Origin of the sequence: Curtobacterium sp. MCBD17_013 (assembly GCF_003234565.1) — a bacterium.
Taxonomy (GTDB): Bacteria; Actinomycetota; Actinomycetes; order Actinomycetales; family Microbacteriaceae; genus Curtobacterium.
In genome coordinates this window covers 78,892-96,864 of record NZ_QKTU01000009.1, presented here as the reverse complement: position 1 = coordinate 96,864, position 17,973 = coordinate 78,892, and the positions used below count along the sequence as shown (strand labels likewise).

17 protein-coding genes and 2 tRNA genes are annotated in these 17,973 nt (G+C 68.1%); 9 read left to right on the top strand and 10 right to left on the bottom strand.

The genetic code is table 11. From position 1 onward, the window contains the following. Positions 1 to 31: 31 nt before the first annotated feature. Positions 32 to 622, top strand: coding sequence for a hypothetical protein (locus tag DEI81_RS11160; RefSeq protein ID WP_111010787.1), 591 nt, complete (start codon positions 32 to 34; stop codon positions 620 to 622). 321 nt (positions 623 to 943) lie between these two features. Here the strand turns inward: DEI81_RS11160 and DEI81_RS11155 are convergent. From DEI81_RS11155 to dnaA, 10 genes are all read right to left on the bottom strand, one after another. After that, positions 944 to 1,019: transfer RNA gene (locus tag DEI81_RS11155), tRNA-Ala, on the bottom strand. An 85-nt stretch (positions 1,020 to 1,104) separates the two neighbouring features. Continuing rightward, positions 1,105 to 1,178, bottom strand: a tRNA-Ile gene (locus tag DEI81_RS11150). A 74-nt stretch (positions 1,179 to 1,252) separates the two neighbouring features. After that, positions 1,253 to 1,660, bottom strand: coding sequence for a DUF3566 domain-containing protein (locus DEI81_RS11145; protein WP_111010786.1), 408 nt, complete (start codon positions 1,658 to 1,660; stop codon positions 1,253 to 1,255). Next, entirely contained in the window at positions 1,653 to 4,283 is a 2,631-nt protein-coding gene (gene gyrA / locus DEI81_RS11140; RefSeq protein ID WP_111010785.1) for a DNA gyrase subunit A, read from the bottom strand. Before gyrA ends, DEI81_RS11145 begins: the two co-directional genes overlap by 8 nt. 93 nt (positions 4,284 to 4,376) lie before the next feature. After that, complete coding sequence (gene gyrB, locus DEI81_RS11135) at positions 4,377 to 6,350, bottom strand: DNA topoisomerase (ATP-hydrolyzing) subunit B (protein WP_111010784.1); 1,974 nt, start codon at positions 6,348 to 6,350, stop codon at positions 4,377 to 4,379. Positions 6,351 to 6,518: 168 nt separating this feature from the next. Continuing rightward, positions 6,519 to 7,019: a DUF721 domain-containing protein gene (locus tag DEI81_RS11130; protein ID WP_111010819.1), complete on the bottom strand. Its 501-nt coding sequence runs from the start codon at positions 7,017 to 7,019 to the stop codon at positions 6,519 to 6,521. Positions 7,020 to 7,021: 2 nt separating this feature from the next. After that, on the bottom strand, positions 7,022 to 8,287 hold the full coding sequence (gene recF / locus DEI81_RS11125; protein WP_111010783.1) for a DNA replication/repair protein RecF: 1,266 nt from the start codon (positions 8,285 to 8,287) through the stop codon (positions 7,022 to 7,024). A 23-nt stretch (positions 8,288 to 8,310) separates the two neighbouring features. Further along, positions 8,311 to 9,195 (bottom strand): phosphogluconate dehydrogenase (NAD(+)-dependent, decarboxylating), encoded by an 885-nt coding sequence (gene gnd, locus DEI81_RS11120; protein WP_111010782.1) that lies wholly within the window; start codon positions 9,193 to 9,195, stop codon positions 8,311 to 8,313. A gap of 50 nt (positions 9,196 to 9,245) precedes the next feature. Next, positions 9,246 to 10,391 carry a DNA polymerase III subunit beta gene (dnaN, locus tag DEI81_RS11115; protein ID WP_111010781.1) on the bottom strand — a complete coding sequence of 382 codons (1,146 nt, stop codon included), beginning with the start codon at positions 10,389 to 10,391 and terminating at the stop codon, positions 9,246 to 9,248. Between the two features lie 510 nt (positions 10,392 to 10,901). Beyond that, positions 10,902 to 12,356: a chromosomal replication initiator protein DnaA gene (gene dnaA, locus DEI81_RS11110; protein WP_111010780.1), complete on the bottom strand. Its 1,455-nt coding sequence runs from the start codon at positions 12,354 to 12,356 to the stop codon at positions 10,902 to 10,904. 417 nt (positions 12,357 to 12,773) lie between these two features. On the opposite strand from dnaA, the gene rpmH reads away from it, so the two are divergent. The 8 genes from rpmH to DEI81_RS11070 all read left to right on the top strand — a co-directional run bounded on the left by rpmH (position 12,774) and on the right by DEI81_RS11070 (position 17,967). Next, on the top strand, positions 12,774 to 12,911 hold the full coding sequence (gene rpmH, locus DEI81_RS11105) for a 50S ribosomal protein L34 (protein ID WP_019181680.1): 138 nt from the start codon (positions 12,774 to 12,776) through the stop codon (positions 12,909 to 12,911). A 9-nt stretch (positions 12,912 to 12,920) separates the two neighbouring features. Beyond that, entirely contained in the window at positions 12,921 to 13,280 is a 360-nt protein-coding gene (gene rnpA / locus DEI81_RS11100; RefSeq protein ID WP_111010779.1) for a ribonuclease P protein component, read from the top strand. Next, on the top strand, positions 13,277 to 13,720 hold the full coding sequence (yidD, locus tag DEI81_RS16425) for a membrane protein insertion efficiency factor YidD (RefSeq protein ID WP_111035757.1): 444 nt from the start codon (positions 13,277 to 13,279) through the stop codon (positions 13,718 to 13,720). The genes rnpA and yidD overlap by 4 nt, the downstream gene beginning before the upstream one ends. Before the next feature lie 9 nt (positions 13,721 to 13,729). Further along, a complete protein-coding gene (gene yidC / locus DEI81_RS11090) occupies positions 13,730 to 14,704 on the top strand; it encodes a membrane protein insertase YidC (protein WP_111010778.1) in 975 nt (324 codons plus the stop codon). Positions 14,705 to 14,736: 32 nt separating this feature from the next. After that, positions 14,737 to 15,231, top strand: coding sequence for a R3H domain-containing nucleic acid-binding protein (locus DEI81_RS11085; protein WP_111010818.1), 495 nt, complete (start codon positions 14,737 to 14,739; stop codon positions 15,229 to 15,231). Between the two features lie 58 nt (positions 15,232 to 15,289). Next, positions 15,290 to 15,928: a 16S rRNA (guanine(527)-N(7))-methyltransferase RsmG gene (rsmG, locus tag DEI81_RS11080; RefSeq protein ID WP_111010817.1), complete on the top strand. Its 639-nt coding sequence runs from the start codon at positions 15,290 to 15,292 to the stop codon at positions 15,926 to 15,928. Positions 15,929 to 16,024: 96 nt separating this feature from the next. Then, on the top strand, positions 16,025 to 16,918 hold the full coding sequence (locus tag DEI81_RS11075) for a ParA family protein (RefSeq protein WP_111010777.1): 894 nt from the start codon (positions 16,025 to 16,027) through the stop codon (positions 16,916 to 16,918). Beyond that, positions 16,918 to 17,967, top strand: a complete 1,050-nt coding sequence (locus DEI81_RS11070) for a ParB/RepB/Spo0J family partition protein (RefSeq protein WP_111010776.1) — start codon at positions 16,918 to 16,920, stop codon at positions 17,965 to 17,967. The genes DEI81_RS11075 and DEI81_RS11070 overlap by 1 nt, the downstream gene beginning before the upstream one ends. Positions 17,968 to 17,973: the final 6 nt, after the last annotated feature.

Below are 17,973 nucleotides of genomic sequence, written 5' to 3'. Positions count from 1 at the left end.
ATCTCACCGCCCGATCCGATGGAGGTAGCTCATGACCATGGAACTCTCCCGCAAGCGCAAAAAGCAGATCAAGAAGCTCAAGGGTCAGACGACCACCCTCCTCGGCGAGCAGCGCAAGGTCCTCGAGCACGCGAACGCCATCCTGGCCGAGGCCCGACTGCACGCTGCCGACGCCGCTCGCAACGACCTCGCCCCCCGCGTCAAGGACGCCATCGACAACGGGGTCAAGCCCGCCGTCGCCACCGGCGTGCACGCGGCGACGTCCGCGGCGACCGCCACCAAGACCCGGTTGACCTCCGAGGTCGTCCCGAGCCTCGTGTCGACCCTCGGGTCCGCGATGAGCGTCGTGGACCTGGCCAAGGACCCGAAGGTGCGCAAGATCGTCGCCGACGCCACCAAGAAGGCGGCCAAGGCCTCGAAGAAGGGCCGCAAGGCCGCCAAGACGGTGGTCAAGGCCGCCCCGAAGCAGAAGAGCGGACTCGGCTTCGGCGGCGTCGCGCTCATCGTCGTCGGTGCCGTCGCCGTCATCGGAGCCGCGTACGCGGCGTACCAGACCCTCCGTGCCGACGACGACCTGTGGGTCGCCGACGACGCGGACGCGGCGGACAAGCCCGCCGCCTGATCGGATCGCACCACACGAACGGCCCGTGCCACTCGGCGCGGGCCGTTCGTCATGCCGGGAGGGCCATCTCACCCGGCGTCGCCGGCAGCCCTCCGCCGAGATCGCAGCAGATGTCGTTCCGGCGCGGTCCGAAGCGGCATCTCCTGCGATCTCGCGCAAGAGGAGGACCGGAAGGGACGCCCGGACCGAAGGCACTGCGCCGGCGCCGCGCGCCGAGCGCTCAGGCACGCCCCCGCGACGTCGCGCCGCAGGGGCGGCGGCGCGCATGAGCACTGAACCAGCGGGCTGCGAAGGCGCGAAGCGCCGAGCAGCCCAGACAGCTGGTGGAGCCTAGGGGAATCGAACCCCTAACCCCCGCCTTGCAAAGGCGGTGCTCTGCCAATTGAGCTAAGGCCCCGGATGGTCGGCCATGCTACCGGAGGAGCAGCCGACGGGTCATACGGGCTCGGTGGTGCAGTCACGATGACGGCGAACCGTCGGAGTGGGGCTACTAGGACTTGAACCTAGGACCTCTTCGTTATCAGCGAAGCGCTCTAACCGCCTGAGCTATAGCCCCGAGACCGGATGAAAGCCTACATGACGCGCGCCGCGGGCGCGAATCGGGTGGGGCCTCCAGACCGGTGATCGGGGTCAGTTGTTGGTGAACCCGACGAGCAGACCACCGGTGATCCGCACGCTGAGGTTGTACAGCACGCTCACGATCGCGCCGAGCACCGTGCCGACGACCACGTTGAGGATCCCGACGACGATCGAGAACCCCATGACCTGGCCCAGCGAGAACTGGTCCATGATCGAGTAGTTGTTCTTGCCCGTCACGTCCTGCAGCAGCTTGTCGATCTGGGTGAACACACCCGTCTGGTTCAGGATGATCCAGACGAGCATGGTCGCCACGACGATCACGATGCTGCCGGCCAGCGCGATGAGGAACGACAGCTTCACGCACGACCAGAAGTCGAGGTACACCAGGCGCAGCCGAACCTGCTTGGTGCCGACGGGTCGCTTCGTCTTGCGCTGGAGCTTCTCGGCGACACTACTCATTCGTTGGCTGGTCCTCTCCGGCCTGCGGGTCGGCGGGCTCGTCCGTTGCCTCGGCGGGGCTCACTGCTTCGACCGGGCCCGCGGGTTCGATCTCGGCGTCGGCCTGGTCGTCCAGGTTCCGTTCACTGTTCCGGGCCACTGCGATGATCCGGTCGTCGTCGGCGAAGCGTGCGAACACGACGCCCATGGTGTCGCGCCCCTTGGCAGGGACCTCGGCCACGGCAGACCTTACCACCTTGCCGGAAGCCAGCACGACGAGCACTTCGTCGTCCCCGCTGACGATGAGACCGCCGACCAGGTCACCCCGGTCGACCGCGAGCTTGGCCACCTTGATGCCGAGACCACCGCGCCCCTGCACGCGGTACTGGTCCACGGCGGTGCGCTTGGCGTAGCCGCCCTCCGTCATCACGAACACGAATCCCTCGTCGTGCGCGACCGACGCGGACAGCAGCGAGTCGTCCCCACGGAAGGTCATGCCCTTGACGCCGGACGTCGAGCGGCCCATCGGACGCAGGGCGTCGTTCGTCGCGGTGAACCGGAGCGACATGCCGTGCCGCGAGACCAGGAGGAGGTCGTCGGACTCGTCCACCAGGAGTGCGGAGACGAGTGCGTCACCCTCGCGGAGGTTGATCGCGATGATCCCGCCGGTGCGGTTCGTGTCGTACTCGGTGAGCGCGGTCTTCTTGACCAGGCCGTCGCGGGTCGCCAACACGAGGTACTGGGCTGCCTCGTAGTCGCGGATGTCGAGGACCTGCGAGATCTGCTCGTCCGGCTGCATGGCGAGCAGGTTGGCGACGTGCTGGCCCTTGGCGTCGCGCCCGGCCTCCTGGAGTTCGTACGCCTTGGCGCGGTAGACGCGACCCTTGTCGGTCAGGAACAGCAGCCAGTGGTGCGTCGTCGTGACGAAGAAGTGGTCCACGACGTCGTCCGCTCGGAGCTGGGCGCCCTTGACGCCCTTGCCGCCGCGGTGCTGGGACCGGTAGTTGTCGCTGCGTGTGCGCTTGACGTAGCCACCACGCGTGATGGTGACGACCATCTCCTCCTCGGGGATGAGGTCCTCGACGCTCATGTCGCCGTCGAACCCGAACATCACCTCGGTGCGGCGATCGTCGCCGAACTTGGCGACGATCTCGTCGAGCTCCTCGCCGATGATCACGCGCTGGCGCTCGGGACGCGCGAGGATGTCCTGGTAGTCCGCGATGAGGCGCTCGAGCTCCTCGGCCTCCTCGTGGATCCGCTGTCGCTCGAGGGCGGCGAGACGACGGAGCTGCAGGTCGAGGATCGCGCGTGCCTGGACCTCGTCGACCGACAGCAGCGCCATGAGGCCGTCCCGGGCCTCCTCGACCGTCGGCGACCGGCGGATGAGCGCGATGACCTCGTCGAGCGCGTCGAGGGCGGCGAGGTACCCGCGGAGGATGTGCGCCCGCTCCTCTGCCTTGCGGAGCCGGAAGCGGGTCCGCCGGACGATGACCTCGACCTGGTGGTCGACCCACGCCGAGATGAAGCCGTCGAGCGCGAGCGTGCGCGGGACACCGTCGACGATCGCGAGCATGTTCGCGCCGAAGTTCTCCTGCAGCTGCGTGTGCTTGTACAGGTTGTTGAGCACGACCTTGGCGACCGCGTCGCGCTTGAGGACGATCACGAGGCGCTGTCCCGTGCGGCCGGAGGTCTCGTCGCGGATGTCCGCGATGCCCGCTAGGCGGCCGTCCTTGACGAGCTCCGCGATCTTGACCGCGAGGTTGTCCGGGTTCACCTGGTACGGCAGCTCGGTCACGACGAGGCAGTTCCGACCCTGGATCTCCTCGACGTTGACGACCGCGCGCATGGTGATCGAACCACGGCCCGTGCGGTAGGCGTCCTGGATCCCGCGCACACCGAGGATCTGGGCGCCGGTCGGGAAGTCCGGGCCCTTGATCCGCTGCATGAGCGCCTCGAGGAGCTCCTCACGCGTCGCGTCCGGGTGTTCGAGCGCCCACTTCGCGCCCTCGGCGACCTCACGCAGGTTGTGCGGCGGGATGTTCGTGGCCATGCCGACCGCGATGCCGACCGACCCGTTGACGAGCAGGTTCGGGAAGCGCGACGGCAGGATCGACGGTTCCTGTGTGCGGCCGTCGTAGTTGTCCTGGAAGTCGACGGTGTCTTCCTCGATGTCCCGCACCATCTCGAGCGCGAGCGGAGCCATCTTCGTCTCGGTGTACCGCGGGGCGGCGGCACCGTCGTTGCCGGGGGACCCGAAGTTGCCCTGGCCGAGCGCGAGCGGGTACCGGAGGCTCCACGGCTGCACCAGGCGGACGAGGGCGTCGTAGATGGCGGAGTCGCCGTGCGGGTGGAACTGCCCCATGACGTCGCCGACCACGCGCGAGCACTTGGAGAAGGCGCGGTCCGGGCGGTACCCGCCGTCGTACATCGCGTAGAGGACGCGCCGGTGCACGGGCTTGAGGCCGTCACGGACCTCCGGGAGCGCACGCCCGACGATGACGCTCATGGCGTAGTCGAGGTAGGACCGCTGCATCTCGAGCTGGAGGTCGACCTGCGAGATGCGGTCGCCCGAGAGCACGATGTCGCCGGCGTCGCCGTGCACGACCTCGGGCTCGTCGCCGCCGTTGTCGTTGTCGTCAGCCATGTGCTGCCTCTCTCATCGGCCGGGAGGCCGTGGTTCCGTCCTGCTCGGGCGTCGCGCCGGCAGGTGGTCGGGGCGCGCGGGGCGCGCGGTGCCTCAGATGTCCAGGAAGCGGACGTCCTTGGCGTTCTGCTGGATGAACTGACGACGCGACTCGACGTCCTCGCCCATGAGGGTGGCGAACACGCCGTCGACCGCGGCGGCGTCCTCGAGGGTGACCTGGAGCAACGTGCGGGTGTCCGGGTTCATCGTCGTGTCCCAGAGCTCCTTGTAGTCCATCTCGCCGAGGCCCTTGTAGCGCTGGATCCCGTTGTCCTTCGGGATCCGCTTGCCCGCCGCGAGACCGGCCTGCAGCAGGACGTCGCGCTCGCGGTCACTGAACACGTACTCGTGGGCCGAGTTCGACCACTTGAGTCGGTAGAGCGGGGGCTGCGCGAGGTACACGTAGCCACGTTCGATGAGCGGACGCATGTAGCGGAACAGGAGCGTCAGCAGCAGCGTGGTGATGTGCTGGCCGTCGACGTCGGCGTCGGCCATGAGCACGATCTTGTGGTACCGCGCCTTGTCCGGGTCGAAGTCCTCGCCGATGCCGGCACCGAACGCCGTGATCATCGACTGGATCTCCTGGTTCGCCAGCGCGCGGTCGAGTCGGGCCTTCTCGACGTTGAGGATCTTGCCGCGCAGCGGGAGGATCGCCTGGGTGAGCGGGTTGCGCCCCTGCACCGCGGATCCGCCGGCCGAGTCGCCCTCGACCATGAAGATCTCGCTGACGGTCGGGTCCTTGGACTGGCAGTCCTTGAGCTTGCCCGGCATCCCGCCGGACTCGAGCAGGCCCTTGCGCCGCGTGGTCTCGCGCGCCTTCCGCGCCGCCATGCGCGCCTGGGAGGCCTGGATCGCCTTGCGGACGACGTCGCGCGCCTGCGTCGGGTTGCGCTCGAGCCAGTCGCCGAGTTCCTGACCGACGACACGCTGGACGAACGACTTCGCCTCGGTGTTGCCGAGCTTCGTCTTGGTCTGTCCCTCGAACTGCGGTTCGGCGAGCTTGACGGAGATGACGGCGGTCAACCCCTCGCGGATGTCGTCACCCGTGAGGTTGTCGTCCTTCTCCTTGATGATGTTCTTGTCGCGCGCGTACTTGTTGACGAGCGAGGTGAGCGCGGCGCGGAAGCCCTCTTCGTGCGTGCCGCCCTCGTGCGTGTTGATCGTGTTCGCGAAGGTGTGGACGCTCTCTTGGTACGAGGTGTTCCACTGCATGGCGAGCTCGAGCGAGATCTTCCGGTCGGTGTCCTCGGACTCGAGGGAGATCACGTCGGGGTGGATCACCTCGGCCTTCTTCGTGCTGACGAGGTACTCGACGTAGTCGACGAGCCCGCGCTCGTAGTGGAAGACGTCCTTCCGTGCTTCTTCGCCCTCGTCGGGGACACGCTCGTCGTGGAGCGTGATCCGGAGCCCCTTGTTGAGGAACGCCATCTGCTGGAACCGCGTGCGCAGCGTCTCGTAGTCGAAGTCGACGGTCTCGAAGATGTCCGCGTTCGGCCAGAACGTGATCGTCGTGCCGGTGGTGTCGGTCTCCTCGTCCTGGGAGAGCGGCGCGACGGGCACGCCGTCGGTGTAGCTCTGCCGCCACACGTGGCCCTGTCGGCGCACCTCGACGTCGAGTTCCGAGCTCAGGGCGTTCACGACCGACGACCCGACACCGTGCAGGCCACCGGACACCGCGTACCCGCCGCCGCCGAACTTACCGCCGGCGTGCAGGACCGTCAGCACGAGTTGGACGGTCGAGATGCCCTCGTTGGGGTGGATGTCGACCGGGATGCCACGGCCGTTGTCGGTGACGCGTACACCGCCGTCCTCGCGGATGACGATGTCGATCTGGTCGCAGTACCCCGCCAGGGCTTCGTCGACCGAGTTGTCGACGATCTCCTGGACGAGGTGGTGGAGCCCACGTGGTCCGGTGGAGCCGATGTACATGCCGGGGCGCTTGCGGACCGCTTCGAGGCCTTCGAGCACCTGGATCTGATCGGCACCGTACGCGTTGTCCTGAGGGGTGTCGCCAGATTCTGATGACATGGTCGTTGTGGCTCCTGCCCGCCTGCGATTCGGTCGTGCAGCACGGCGTGTCCGGCGTGCGCCAGCGCCCGCGTGCAACCCCACGAGTCTACCGCAGCAGGCCTGCTCCCGAGGGCTGAGACGCCGATCTGCGGGCCGATTCCGCTCCCAGAGGATTGATTTGTCGCCTCAACCGTAGGTATCGCGAGGGCCGCGCCCCTGGACCGATCTGAGACCGCGTTTCCAGGTCGGGGCGTCCGGGGCGAGAACGCGCACCGACTCGACCCCCGCCTCCGGGTAGCGCTCCGCGATCGTCGTCGTGATCTGCGCGCGCATGAGTCGGAGTTGTGTGGCCCAGGCGGTCGAGTCACACCGGATGAGCAGCGCGTGGTCGTCGATCGACACCGGCTCCGAGTGCGCCGCGAGCTCGGCACCGACGACATGGGGCCACGCGGCGATCACCTCGGACTGCGCCAGGGGCTCGGTCCACCCGAGCTCGCTCGTCAGGTTCCCCACCACGTCCCCGAGCCCCCGCGGCTCGCGTCCGACGCCGTAGGGCTCCGAGTCCGCGGATGCCTCGCGTCGACGACGCCGACGCGCGTCGACGGATCGCTTCGCGGGGTCACCGAACACCGCCTTCAGGTGGAGGTAGAACCGCGTCGGTTCGGTCGGCCGGTCCGGTCGTGGCACCGTCACACCTCCTGCGCGGCCGGACGGGAGGAACGGCGCGCGTCCGCCCCGTCGGTCCCGTCCGTCGATCCGGTCGCCGGGGTCCCCGTCTCGGCGACCGCCGCATCGTCGCCCGGCGCGTCCACGATCCTCCCGGCGTCGATGTGCACCGTGTGCGCGGCGAGGACCGGCGGCACGTCACCGTGGACGGCCGCCGTGATGAGCACCTGCTCGTACCCGGACACCGCGTTCGCGAGTCGGCCGCGGCGGGTCTCGTCGAGTTCCGCGAACACGTCGTCGAGCACGATGATCGGATCGCCGAGGGACGACTCCGCGCGGAGCACGGCCGCGGCCGCGAGCTTGACCGCCAGTGCGAACGACCACGACTCGCCGTGGCTGGCGTAGCCACGGGCCGGTAACCCGTTGAGCCGGAAGAGGACATCGTCTCGGTGCGGACCGACGAGGGTCAGTCCGCGGTCGAACTCGTCCCGGCGCCGACGGGCCAGGCCGGCTCGGAACCCGTCCGCCGCGGCGGCCACCGTCACGGGTTCGATCTCGCTCCCGAGCTCCTGCTCGGTCTCCGGGTCGCCGCCGCGGATGCTGAGGACGCCCGCGAGTGACGCCTCGTGGGCCGCACCCGCGACCGCCGCGTAGGCCTCGGTGACGAACGGTGCGAGTCGTCGGACCAGGTGGTCGCGGCCGGCGATCACCTCGGACCCGAGGGCGACGAGGCGGTCGTCCCAGACGTCCAGGGTCGACATCGCCCCGCCGCTGACACCCGAACCGCGCGCCGACTTGAGGAGCGTGTTCCGCTGGCGGAGCGTCCGGTCGTAGTCCGCGAGCACCCCCTGCATGCGCGGGGCGATGAGCACGAGGAGTTCGTCGAGCATCCGGCGCCGGCCGGCGGGCTCGCCGCGCACCAGGGCCAGGTCCTCGGGGGCGAACAACACGCTCGTGCAGTAGCGGGGGAGATCCCGGGGCTTGATGGGTGCCCGGTTCACCTGGGCTCGGTTCGAGCCGGTCCGGTTGATCTGCACCTCGGCGAGGATCGTGCGCTCCTCGTAGGCGAGCCGTGCCCGGACGATCGCCGCGTCGCACCCCTGTCGCACGAGCGCGGCGTCGGTGGGGACCCGGTGCGAACCGAGGGTGGACAGGTACCCGATCGACTCGACGAGGTTGGTCTTGCCCTGTCCGTTCCGGCCCACGAACAGGTTCGGCCCGCGTGCGAAGTCGACGTCCGCCTCCCGGTAGTTCCGGAAGTCGGTCAGTTGGAGATGGTCGACGTGCACGCGGGCCGAAGGAGCGAGGACCGCTAGGCCTTCTTGACGGCGTGGCCGCCGAACTGGTTGCGGAGGGCGGCGACGGCCTTCATCGTCGGCGACTCGCTGCCCTGACGGGACACGAAGCGCGCGAAGATCGAGGCGCTGATCGCGGGCATCGGCACGGCGTGCTCGATCGCTTCCTCCAGCGTCCAGCGACCCTCACCGGAGTCCTCGACGTAGCCCTCGAGCTCCTTGAGCGTCGGGTCCTCGTCGAGCGCGCGCACGAGCAGCTCGAGCAGCCAGGAACGCACGACCGTCCCGCGCTGCCATGCCCTGAAGGTCCCGGGGACGTCCTTGACCAGGTCCTTGGCCTCGAGGAGCTCGTAGCCCTCGCCGTACGCCTGCATGATCGCGTACTCGATGCCGTTGTGGACCATCTTCGTGTAGTGGCCGGCACCGACCGGACCGGCGTGGACCAGGCCCTCTTCGCGCGGACCCTCGGGGCGGAGCGCGTCGAGCACGGGCATAGCCGTCGCGACGTCCTCGTCCGCGCCGCCGACCATGAGGCCGTAACCGTTGTCGAGGCCCCAGACACCACCGGACACACCGGCGTCCATGTAGCGGATGCCCTTGGCGTCGAGCTGCTTGGCGTGCACCTCGTCGTCGAGCCACTTCGAGTTGCCACCGTCGATGACGAGGTCGCCCGCGTCGAGGACGTCGGCGAGGCCCGAGATCACGTCGTCGGTGATCTTGCCGTGCGGGACCATGACCCACACGAGGCGCGGGCCGGGCAGAGCCGCCGCGAGGTCCGCGAGGCTGGCGACATCGGAGACGGCGGGGTTGGCGTCGTAACCGGTGACCTCGATCCCTGCGTTGCGCAGGCGGGCACGCATGTTGTTGCCCATCTTCCCGAGGCCGACAAGACCGATGTGCATGATTTCCCTTTTCTCGTTGAGTTCGCGCGACGCCCGGTGGTGCCCCGGCGTCAGCGCAGGAGGAGGTTGGGCTGGAGCAGGTACCGGTAGCCGTCCGCGGCCGCGTCCTCGCGCGAGGTCTGTCCCGTGATGAGCACAGGCCCCGGCTTGTTCGGGTTCTCCGTCTTGGTGAAGGAGATGCGGACGAACTCGGAGTGCACCGCGTTCAACCCGTCCAGGAGGAACTGCGGCTTCAGCGAGACCACGGTGTCCTCTCCGGTCAACTGCGCGTCGATCGACTCTGATGCCTGCGCTTGTTCGGATCCGATCGCCTCGAGCGTGAGCCCGTCGACCGAGAAGGTGAATCGGAGCGCGGCTTCGCGCTCGAGGACGAGGGAGACGCGACGGACGGCCTCGACCAGTTCCGCGGTGTTGAGCACCGCGTGGTCGGGGACGGTGTCGGGGAACAGCCGGCGGACCGGCGGGTAGTTGCCCTTGATGAGCAGCGAGGTGACGGTCTTGTCGTCGGCACGGAACGCGATGAGTTCGCGGTCCTGGTTGCCGCTGATCGACACCGACACGGTGCTCGCTGATCCGAAGGTACGTCCCACCTCCTGAAGGGTACGCGCGGGTACCAGGGCGTGCATCGGGTCAGCGCCGACGCGCCCGCTGTCCCATGCGATCGTCCGGACGGCGACCCGGTAGCGGTCCGTCGCGACGAGGGACAGGTCGTTGTCGCCGACCTCGAGTTGCACACCCGTGATGACGGGGGTGACGTCGTCACGGCTGGCGGCGACCGCCACCTGCGCGACGGCCTCGGAGAAGGCGTTGCCCGGGATGACGCCCGTCTGGGGACCGACCTCGGGCAGGGTCGGGTACTCGGCCACGGGCATGCTCAGGAGCGTGAAGTGTGCCGATCCGCACGTGACCGTGATGCGGGACTCGTCGGTGCTGAACACGACCGGCGCGTTCGGGAGGCGGCTGGCGATGTCAGCGAGGAGGCGCCCGGACACGAGCACGGTGCCGGGGTCGTCGATCTGCGCCGGGATGCGCGTCTGCGCACTGACCTCGTAGTCGAACGACGAGAGCGTCAGGTGGTCGTCCTCGGCGTGGATGAGCACACCCGACAGGATCGGGAGCGTCGTGCGCTGGGGGAGGAGCTTGACCGCGAAGGAGACCGCTTCGCTGAAGACGTCCCGGTTGACATGGAACTGCACAGCTGGGACCCCTGTCCTTCGGTTCGGTGACGGCGGCCCCCATTGTGGCACAGCGGGCGGGGGCGGGATCCGTGTCGTTCGGCCGCTGGGGACCGTCCACAAGGTTGGCCCCCTGAGAGAAATCGTTAACCAGGAGTAATGGTCTTAACGCTTGTGCACAGTGTGGATAACTCTGTTGATCGTTGTCAGGACGGGGAACTACAACCGTGTGACTTGTGAGCAGTGTGTGGAGCGGCCGTGGACGAGGAAAACTCGTCGGGAGCTCCCTCCCGACGACGTCCACAGCTCGGCCGTCGTCCATGAACAGGGGAGCGGCGTGTCATCCACAGTTATCCACACGTTGTGCACATCTTGTGGAGACCGGGCGGTGATGCTCTCCGGAGGCGGCGTCGCGGCCGTCCCGCAGCCGTCCCGCGGCCGTCCCGCAGCCGGACCGGGGGACGCATGGCGGCCCGCGGTGGGCCTCCCGGCCGGCGCGCGGAGGGGGGTACGAGGTCGACGTTGGCGGTGCTACTTGTAGCGGCGGTCCTGCTTGATGCGGCTCGTGAGCTCGGTCACCTGGTTGTAGATCGACCGACGTTCCTTCATGAGCTCGGTGATCTTCTTGTTCGCGTACATCACGGTCGTGTGGTCGCGGTTGCCGAACAGCTGCCCGATCTTGGGCAGGGACAGACTCGTCATCTCGCGGCAGAGGTACATCGCGATCTGCCGGGCGGTCGCGATCGCCTGGGAGCGGGAGGAGCCGTAGAGGTCGTCGACGGACAGTTTGAAGTAGTCCGCGGTGTGCGTGATGATGTCGACCGGTGCGATGACGTTGTCCTCGTCGAGCGTGATGAGGTCCTTGAGCACCGTCTGCACGAGTGCCATGTCGACCTCGGTCCGGTTCAGGCTCGCGAACGCGGTGACCCGGATGAGCGTCCCCTCGAGCTCGCGGATGTTGCTCGACACCTTGGACGCCATGAACTCGAGGATGTCGTCGCGCACCTGCAGGTGGTCGCTCTGCGCCTTCTTGCGGAGGATCGCGATGCGGGTCTCGAGGTCCGGTGCTTGGACGTCCGTGATCAGGCCCCACTCGAACCGGCTGCGCATGCGGTCCTCGAAGCCGGTCAGGTGCTTCGGCGGCAGGTCCGACGTGATGACGACCTGCTTGTTGTGGTCGTGCAGGGTGTTGAAGGTGTGGAAGAAGGCCTCTTGCGTGGAGTCCTTCCCCTGCAGGAACTGGATGTCGTCGATGAGCAGGATGTCGATGTCGCGGTAGCGCTGCTGGAACTGCGCGGAGCGGTTGTTCGCGATCGAGTTGATGAAGTCGTTGGTGAACTCCTCGCTCGAGACGTACCGGACGCGGATGCCCGGGTACAGGCTCTCGGCGTAGTGCCCGATGGCGTGGAGGAGGTGCGTCTTGCCCAGGCCGGAGTCGCCGTAGATGAACAGCGGGTTGTAGGCCTTCGCCGGGGCCTCGGCGACTGCGACGGCGGCGGCGTGTGCGAAGCGGTTGGAACCGCCGATGACGAAGTTGTCGAAGTTGTACTTCGGGTTGAGGCGCGAGTCCGGGCGGCCGGCGCTCGACGGGTTGTCCACCGGCGCGGGCACGAACGGGGCCTCGACGTACTGGCGCGGGGCCGTACCCTGCTCCATCGGCGGGACGGGTGCCGATGCCGCGTACGCGGGGACCACCGGATCCGTGCGGGGTTCCGGGGTCAGTTCGGGGTTCACCGTGATCGCGAAGTTGGCGACCGAGTCGTCACCGAGGCGCGAGACGGCCTCGGTGATGGGGACCCGGATCCGCTGCTCGAGCATGCCGCGCGTCAGGTCGTTGGGCACCTCGAGGTAGAGCGTCCCGGCGAGCACGCCCTTCGGTTCGACCAGGTTGAGGAATCCGTGCAGCTGCGGGGTGATCCGGTCGTCGTCCTCGAGGAGTCCGAGCACCGAGGCCCAGAGGTCCTCGACGGGTGCCGGGATCGTCATGGCGCGCTCGTCTCCTCTGGTCGGTCGACGTGGACCGACGGTCGCTCCGGCCGGCTCCCGCACAGCGCCGACGTCGCCCGCGAGTCGTGGGCGGACCACTCGGCCGTACACAGGGTTGTCCACAGTGTTCTCCACGAGTCGCGGATCGTGCTCGTGCCCGGTCCCGCCGGGTGATCACGGGCCGCGCGCCCCTGGATCAACCCACTGTAATTGCTCGCGGCGCGTCGGACGCAACCGGAGTTGTCCCCAATGTGGAGAATGAGCGGTTGGTCCCGTTCGTTTGACCCAGGGCCCGTCCTCACGTACCGTTGAACGGTTGACTGCGGCCAATCGGTCGCGCCCAGAGCGTCCGTTCCCATCGCGTCAACGGACCCAACGTGACCGGACCGCCGCGAGCGTCCGTGTGGAGACGAGATCATGAGCAAGCGCACCTTCCAGCCGAACAACCGCCGCCGCGCCAAGAAGCACGGCTTCCGCGCTCGTATGCGGACCCGCGCCGGCCGTGCCATCCTGGCCGCCCGCCGCAGCAAGGGCCGCACCGAGCTCTCGGCCTAACCCCCGGGGTTGTTGGCCCGAGCCAACCGGATCGTCCGAGGTGACGACTACCGAACCGTCGTGCGTCGTGGTCGCAGGAGCGCCACGGCGCACGCCGTCGTATCGGTGGTCGTCCGTGCCGATGCCGATCCCACCCGGTTCGGGTTCATCGTCTCGAAGGCGGTGGGGAACGCGGTGACCCGGAACCTCGTCCGCCGCAGGCTCAAGGCCATCGCCCACGAACTCGTCGTCGATCACCCTTCGGGGCTCGATGTGGTCGTCCGCGCACTGCCAGCCGCCGCGCAGGCCGGCTGGCCTACCCTCATCGCAGATGTCAGGCAGTGCTTCAGTCGGAGCATGAGCCAGAGCAAGGGTGTGAACAAGGCATGAGACGAGCACTGTCGGCCGTCGCGTTGCTCCCGCGCAACGTGTGCGTGGTGGTGCTGCGCGCGTACCGCGCGGTCGTCTCCCCGCTGTACGGCGAGGTCTGCCGGTACCACCCGTCGTGCTCGCGGTACGCACTCGAGGCCATCCAGCAGTACGGCGTCGTCGTCGGTTCCAGCATGGGCGCCTGGCGTATCGCCCGGTGCAATCCGTGGGCGGCCGGTGGCATCGACGACGTCCGGGCTCGGACCGCGCCCTATCCCGTGACCCGTTTCGGGTTCGTGCTCCCCCGCCCAGCCGGCGACACCCGCGCGCTCGGCACCCGCCGGCTCGACGGCACCCCCGTCCTGGAGACCCGCCCCGTGGACGGCACCCACCGTTCGGCCCCGCAGGCCGCCCCGACCTCCCGGCGTCGCCGGTTGACACCGCACCCCCGAAAGGCGTGACCGCTTCTCATGGAGTTCCTCGAAAACACGATCCTCTGGCCACTCAAATGGGTGGTCTCCGCGATCCTCGTCGGTTTCCATTCGTTGTTCGCGGCCATCGGCATGGACCCGAACGCCGGGATCACCTGGGTGATCTCGATCATCGGTCTGACCCTCGTGGTGCGGGCGGCGCTGATCCCGATCTTCGTCCGGCAGATCAAGAGCCAGCGGCGGATGCTCGAGGTCGCGCCGCAGCTCAAGAAGATCCAGGACAAGTACAAGGGCAAGAAGGACCAGTTCTCGCGTGAGGCCATGTCCCGCGAGACGATGGCGCTGTACAAGGAGACCGGGACGAACCCGCTGAGCTCCTGCCTGCCGCTCATCATCCAGATGCCGGTGTTCCTGAGTCTGTACTCGACGCTCCACACCGCTCAGATCGACAAGACCGGTATCGGCCTGCTGACCACGCCACTGGCCCATTCGTTCGGTGTCGCGAAGCTGTTCGGCGCTCCCCTGCACGAGACGTTCCTCAGCGCCACGGGCTGGGAGGTCCGCCTCATCGCCGCCGCGATGGTCATCATCATGACCGTCTCGCAGTTCGTCACGCAGCTGCAGATCGTGGCCAAGAACATGTCGCCGGAGACCAAGGCGAGCCCGATGTACCGGCAGCAGCGGATGATGCTCTACGTCCTCCCGCTCGTGTTCGTGTTCTCGGGTCTGAGCTTCCCGCTCGGCGTCATGTTCTACTGGCTCGCCTCGAACGTCTGGACGATGGGGCAGCAGTACGTCGTGATCCGGCGCATGCCGACGCCGGGGTCCGAGGCGGCGCTCGCCCGTGAAGCCCGGCTCGCCCGGAAAGCGCAGCGACGTGGCGCGACCGCCGGTGGCGCTCTCGCCGCCGTGAACGACATCCGCGTGACCGAGATCGAGCGTCCTCGCCCGACGACCCAGCGGCAGCAGCCGGTGGGCAAGAACCGCGCCAAGAAGAACGGGAAGAAGTCGTGACCGACGACGAGCTGCTGACCGAGGACGCGCCCGTGTCCGACGAGCCGACCACCGAGGCACCGGTCGACGACGTCGACGACGAGGTCCGTGATGAGGGCGACATCGCTGCCGACTACATCGAGGAACTGCTCGACATCTGCGATCTCGACGGTGACATCGAGATCGAGGAGCGCGGCGGCCGCGTCTACCTCTCGGTGACCGATCAGGGTGGCGCGCTGCGGGTGCTCTCGAAGCCCGACACGGTGTCGGCGCTGCAGGAACTCACCAGGATCGCCGTACAGGCCGAGACCGGCGAATTCAGCCGTCTGATCCTCGACGTCGGTGGCTCGCGCGATGCTCGGGCTTCGGAGCTCGGTCGGCTCGTGGACACGGCCATCGAGCGGATCGAGGCCGGGTCCCCGAGCGCGGCGCTCCCGCCGATGTCGTCGTACGAGCGCAAGCTCGTGCACGATCTCGTGGCCGAGCGCGGCTTCCACTCGGAGTCCGAGGGCGAGGGCCGCGACCGGCACACGGTCGTCACGCGCTGACGTGGCTGACAGCACGGACGAGCGTTCCGCGTCTGCTGAGGGCGACGTGGAGGTCGCCGTGACCGAGAGCTTGCCGGTCGAGCCAGAGCCGGACGCTGCTGCGGCGGTGTTCGGCGACCACCTCGAGCAGGTCCGGTCCTTCACGCAGGAACTCGCGCGACGTGGCGAGGAGCTCGGGTTGATCGGACCCCTGGAACTCCCACGGCTCTGGACGCGACATATCCTCAATTCGGGTGTGGTCGGACCGCTGCTCCTCGAGGGAGCGAAGGTCGGTGACGTCGGATCAGGTGCGGGACTGCCGGGCCTCGTGCTCGCCATCATGCGGCCTGACGTCGAGATGACCCTCATCGAGCCGATGGAGCGGCGCGTCGAGTGGTTGCGTGGTGAAGCGGACCGGCTTGGGCTGCAGAACGTGCGGGTGCTGCGCGCCCGAGCCGAGGACGTCGCGGATGACCTCGTGCTCGATCAGGTGACGGCCCGCGCTGTCAGCGCCCTGAGCAAGCTCATCCCGATCACCGTTCCACTCGTCCGCTCGGGCGGCCAGTTGCTGCTCATGAAGGGGGCCCGGGTCGATGCCGAAGTCGATGCGGCGCGGAAGGTGATTCTCCGGAAGCGCCTGACGGACGTCGAGGTCATCGAGCTCGGTGCCGGCGTGGTGGAGGAAACGACCCGGGTCTTCCGGGCTACAGTTGACTGACGTTCCCGTGCGGAGTGTCTGGTCGAGCATCGGACGACTGCTCGCCGCAGCCGCACCAACGTTTCACGTGGAACATCGAGGCGGGGAAGTGCATTCGTGAGTTCATCTACTGACTTCGACGCGACCACGCCACTCGCGCGCGAGATCGCCGACCTCAATCGGCGGCGACGCGCGCTCGCGACGCAGCAGTTCCCCTTGCCCGAGCAGACGCGCGTGTTCACCGTGTCGAACCAGAAGGGCGGCGTCGGCAAGACGACAACGACGGTCAATCTCGCGGCCGCACTGGCCCGTGGCGGCGCTCGCGTGCTCGTCATCGACCTCGACCCGCAGGGGAATGCCTCGACGGCGCTTGGCGTGGACCACCGCGCGGAGGTCGCCAGCATCTACGACGTGATCGTGGATGAAGCGCCACTCGCCGGCACCATGCAGCAGAGCCCGGAGTCGGAGAATCTGTTCTGCGTGCCGGCGACCATCCACCTGGCGGGCGCAGAGATCGAGCTGGTGTCCCTCGTGGCGCGTGAACAGCGCCTCCGGACCGCGCTGCAGCAGTTTCTCGACGGCGTTGACGAGCCGTTCCACTACGTGTTCATCGACTGCCCGCCGTCGCTGGGTCTGCTGACGATCAACGCGTTCGTGGCGGCCCGTGAGGTGCTCATCCCGATCCAGTGTGAGTACTACGCGCTCGAGGGACTGAGCCAGCTGCTCCGGAACATCGAGCTGATCGAGCGGCATCTCAACCCGGCGTTGCGGGTGTCAACGATCCTGCTGACCATGTACGACGGCCGGACCAATCTGGCGAACCAGGTCGCGACCGAGGTCCGTGAGCACTTCGGCGATCAGGTCCTCGCCACGCTGATCCCCCGGTCCGTGCGCATCAGTGAGGCTCCGAGCTACGGGCAGAGCGTCGTCAGCTATGACACGAATTCACCAGGGTCGCTCTCGTACTTCGAGGCGGCCGCAGAGATCGCAGCACGAGGAGCGAAGCACTGATGGCACCGAAGCGGACCGGACTCGGCAGGGGCATCGGCGCGCTCATCCCGACGAGCGCCGAGCAACAGGAGCGTCCGGTCGACGTCTTCTTCCCCACGAACACGAGTGCTGCGACCAGGGACCCCGCGACGACCGCGACGGATGCCGTCGCTGCGATCCTTGCCGACGGAGCCTCGCCGAACAGCGTCGGCCAGACCGCCGATGACCTGGTTGCCGTGCCCGGCGCTCGCCTGGCCAATCTCAACCCCCTGGACATCGTGCCGAACGCCCAGCAGCCACGCTCGGAGTTCCGCGAGGAAGAGCTCCAGGAGCTGGTCCACTCGATCCGCGAGATCGGCGTCCTGCAACCGATCGTCGTTCGTCCCATCGCGGGCGCGGCCGGAACCGAGCCGCGGTACGAGCTCATCATGGGTGAGCGACGGCTGCGGGCCACGAAGGAGCTCGGCCTCGGCACCATCCCGGCGATCATCAAGGAGACGCCTGATGACGCGATGCTGCGCGACGCGCTCCTCGAGAACCTGCACCGTGCGGACCTCAACCCGCTCGAGGAGGCATCGGCCTACCAGCAGCTCCTGGCGGACTTCGGGATCACGCAGGAGCAGCTCGCCGCACGTATCGGGCGTTCGCGGCCACAGATCACGAACACCATCCGCCTGCTCCGACTGCCGTCACCGGTGCAGCGGCGCGTCGCAGCCGGTGTCCTGAGCGCCGGCCATGCTCGCGCGATCCTCTCGGCGCCCGATGCAGAGGCGATGGAGTACCTCGCCGAGAAGATCGTGAACGAGGACCTGTCGGTCCGGGCCGCTGAGGCAGCCGCAGCGGCACTCTCGGCCAAGACGCCCTCGGTGCGGCCGCGGACGGAGCCGTCCAAGCGGCAAGCTCATCTCAATGACCTCGCGGAACGCCTCGGTGACCGCCTCAACACGCGCGTGAAGATCCAGTTGGGGTCGCGCAAGGGCACGCTGCGCATCGACTTCGCAACGATCGAGGATCTCAATCGGATCCTCGCGGACCTGCGGAACGAGGCAGTCGCCGACGCAGCGTCCTGACGTTTC

Coding starts and splice junctions, on each gene's coding strand:
- gyrA (WP_111010785.1), bottom strand. CDS start 4,283: ATGGCTGACGACAACGACAACGGCGGCGACGAGCCCGAGGTCGTGCAC.
- DEI81_RS11070 (WP_111010776.1), top strand. CDS start 16,918: ATGGCACCGAAGCGGACCGGACTCGGCAGGGGCATCGGCGCGCTCATC.
- rpmH (WP_019181680.1), top strand. CDS start 12,774: ATGAGCAAGCGCACCTTCCAGCCGAACAACCGCCGCCGCGCCAAGAAG.
- DEI81_RS11145 (WP_111010786.1), bottom strand. CDS start 1,660: ATGAGTAGTGTCGCCGAGAAGCTCCAGCGCAAGACGAAGCGACCCGTC.
- gyrB (WP_111010784.1), bottom strand. CDS start 6,350: ATGTCATCAGAATCTGGCGACACCCCTCAGGACAACGCGTACGGTGCC.
- yidC (WP_111010778.1), top strand. CDS start 13,730: ATGGAGTTCCTCGAAAACACGATCCTCTGGCCACTCAAATGGGTGGTC.
- DEI81_RS11160 (WP_111010787.1), top strand. CDS start 32: ATGACCATGGAACTCTCCCGCAAGCGCAAAAAGCAGATCAAGAAGCTC.
- yidD (WP_111035757.1), top strand. CDS start 13,277: ATGAGACGAGCACTGTCGGCCGTCGCGTTGCTCCCGCGCAACGTGTGC.
- gnd (WP_111010782.1), bottom strand. CDS start 9,195: ATGCACATCGGTCTTGTCGGCCTCGGGAAGATGGGCAACAACATGCGT.
- dnaA (WP_111010780.1), bottom strand. CDS start 12,356: ATGACGATCCCGGCACCCGTCGAGGACCTCTGGGCCTCGGTGCTCGGA.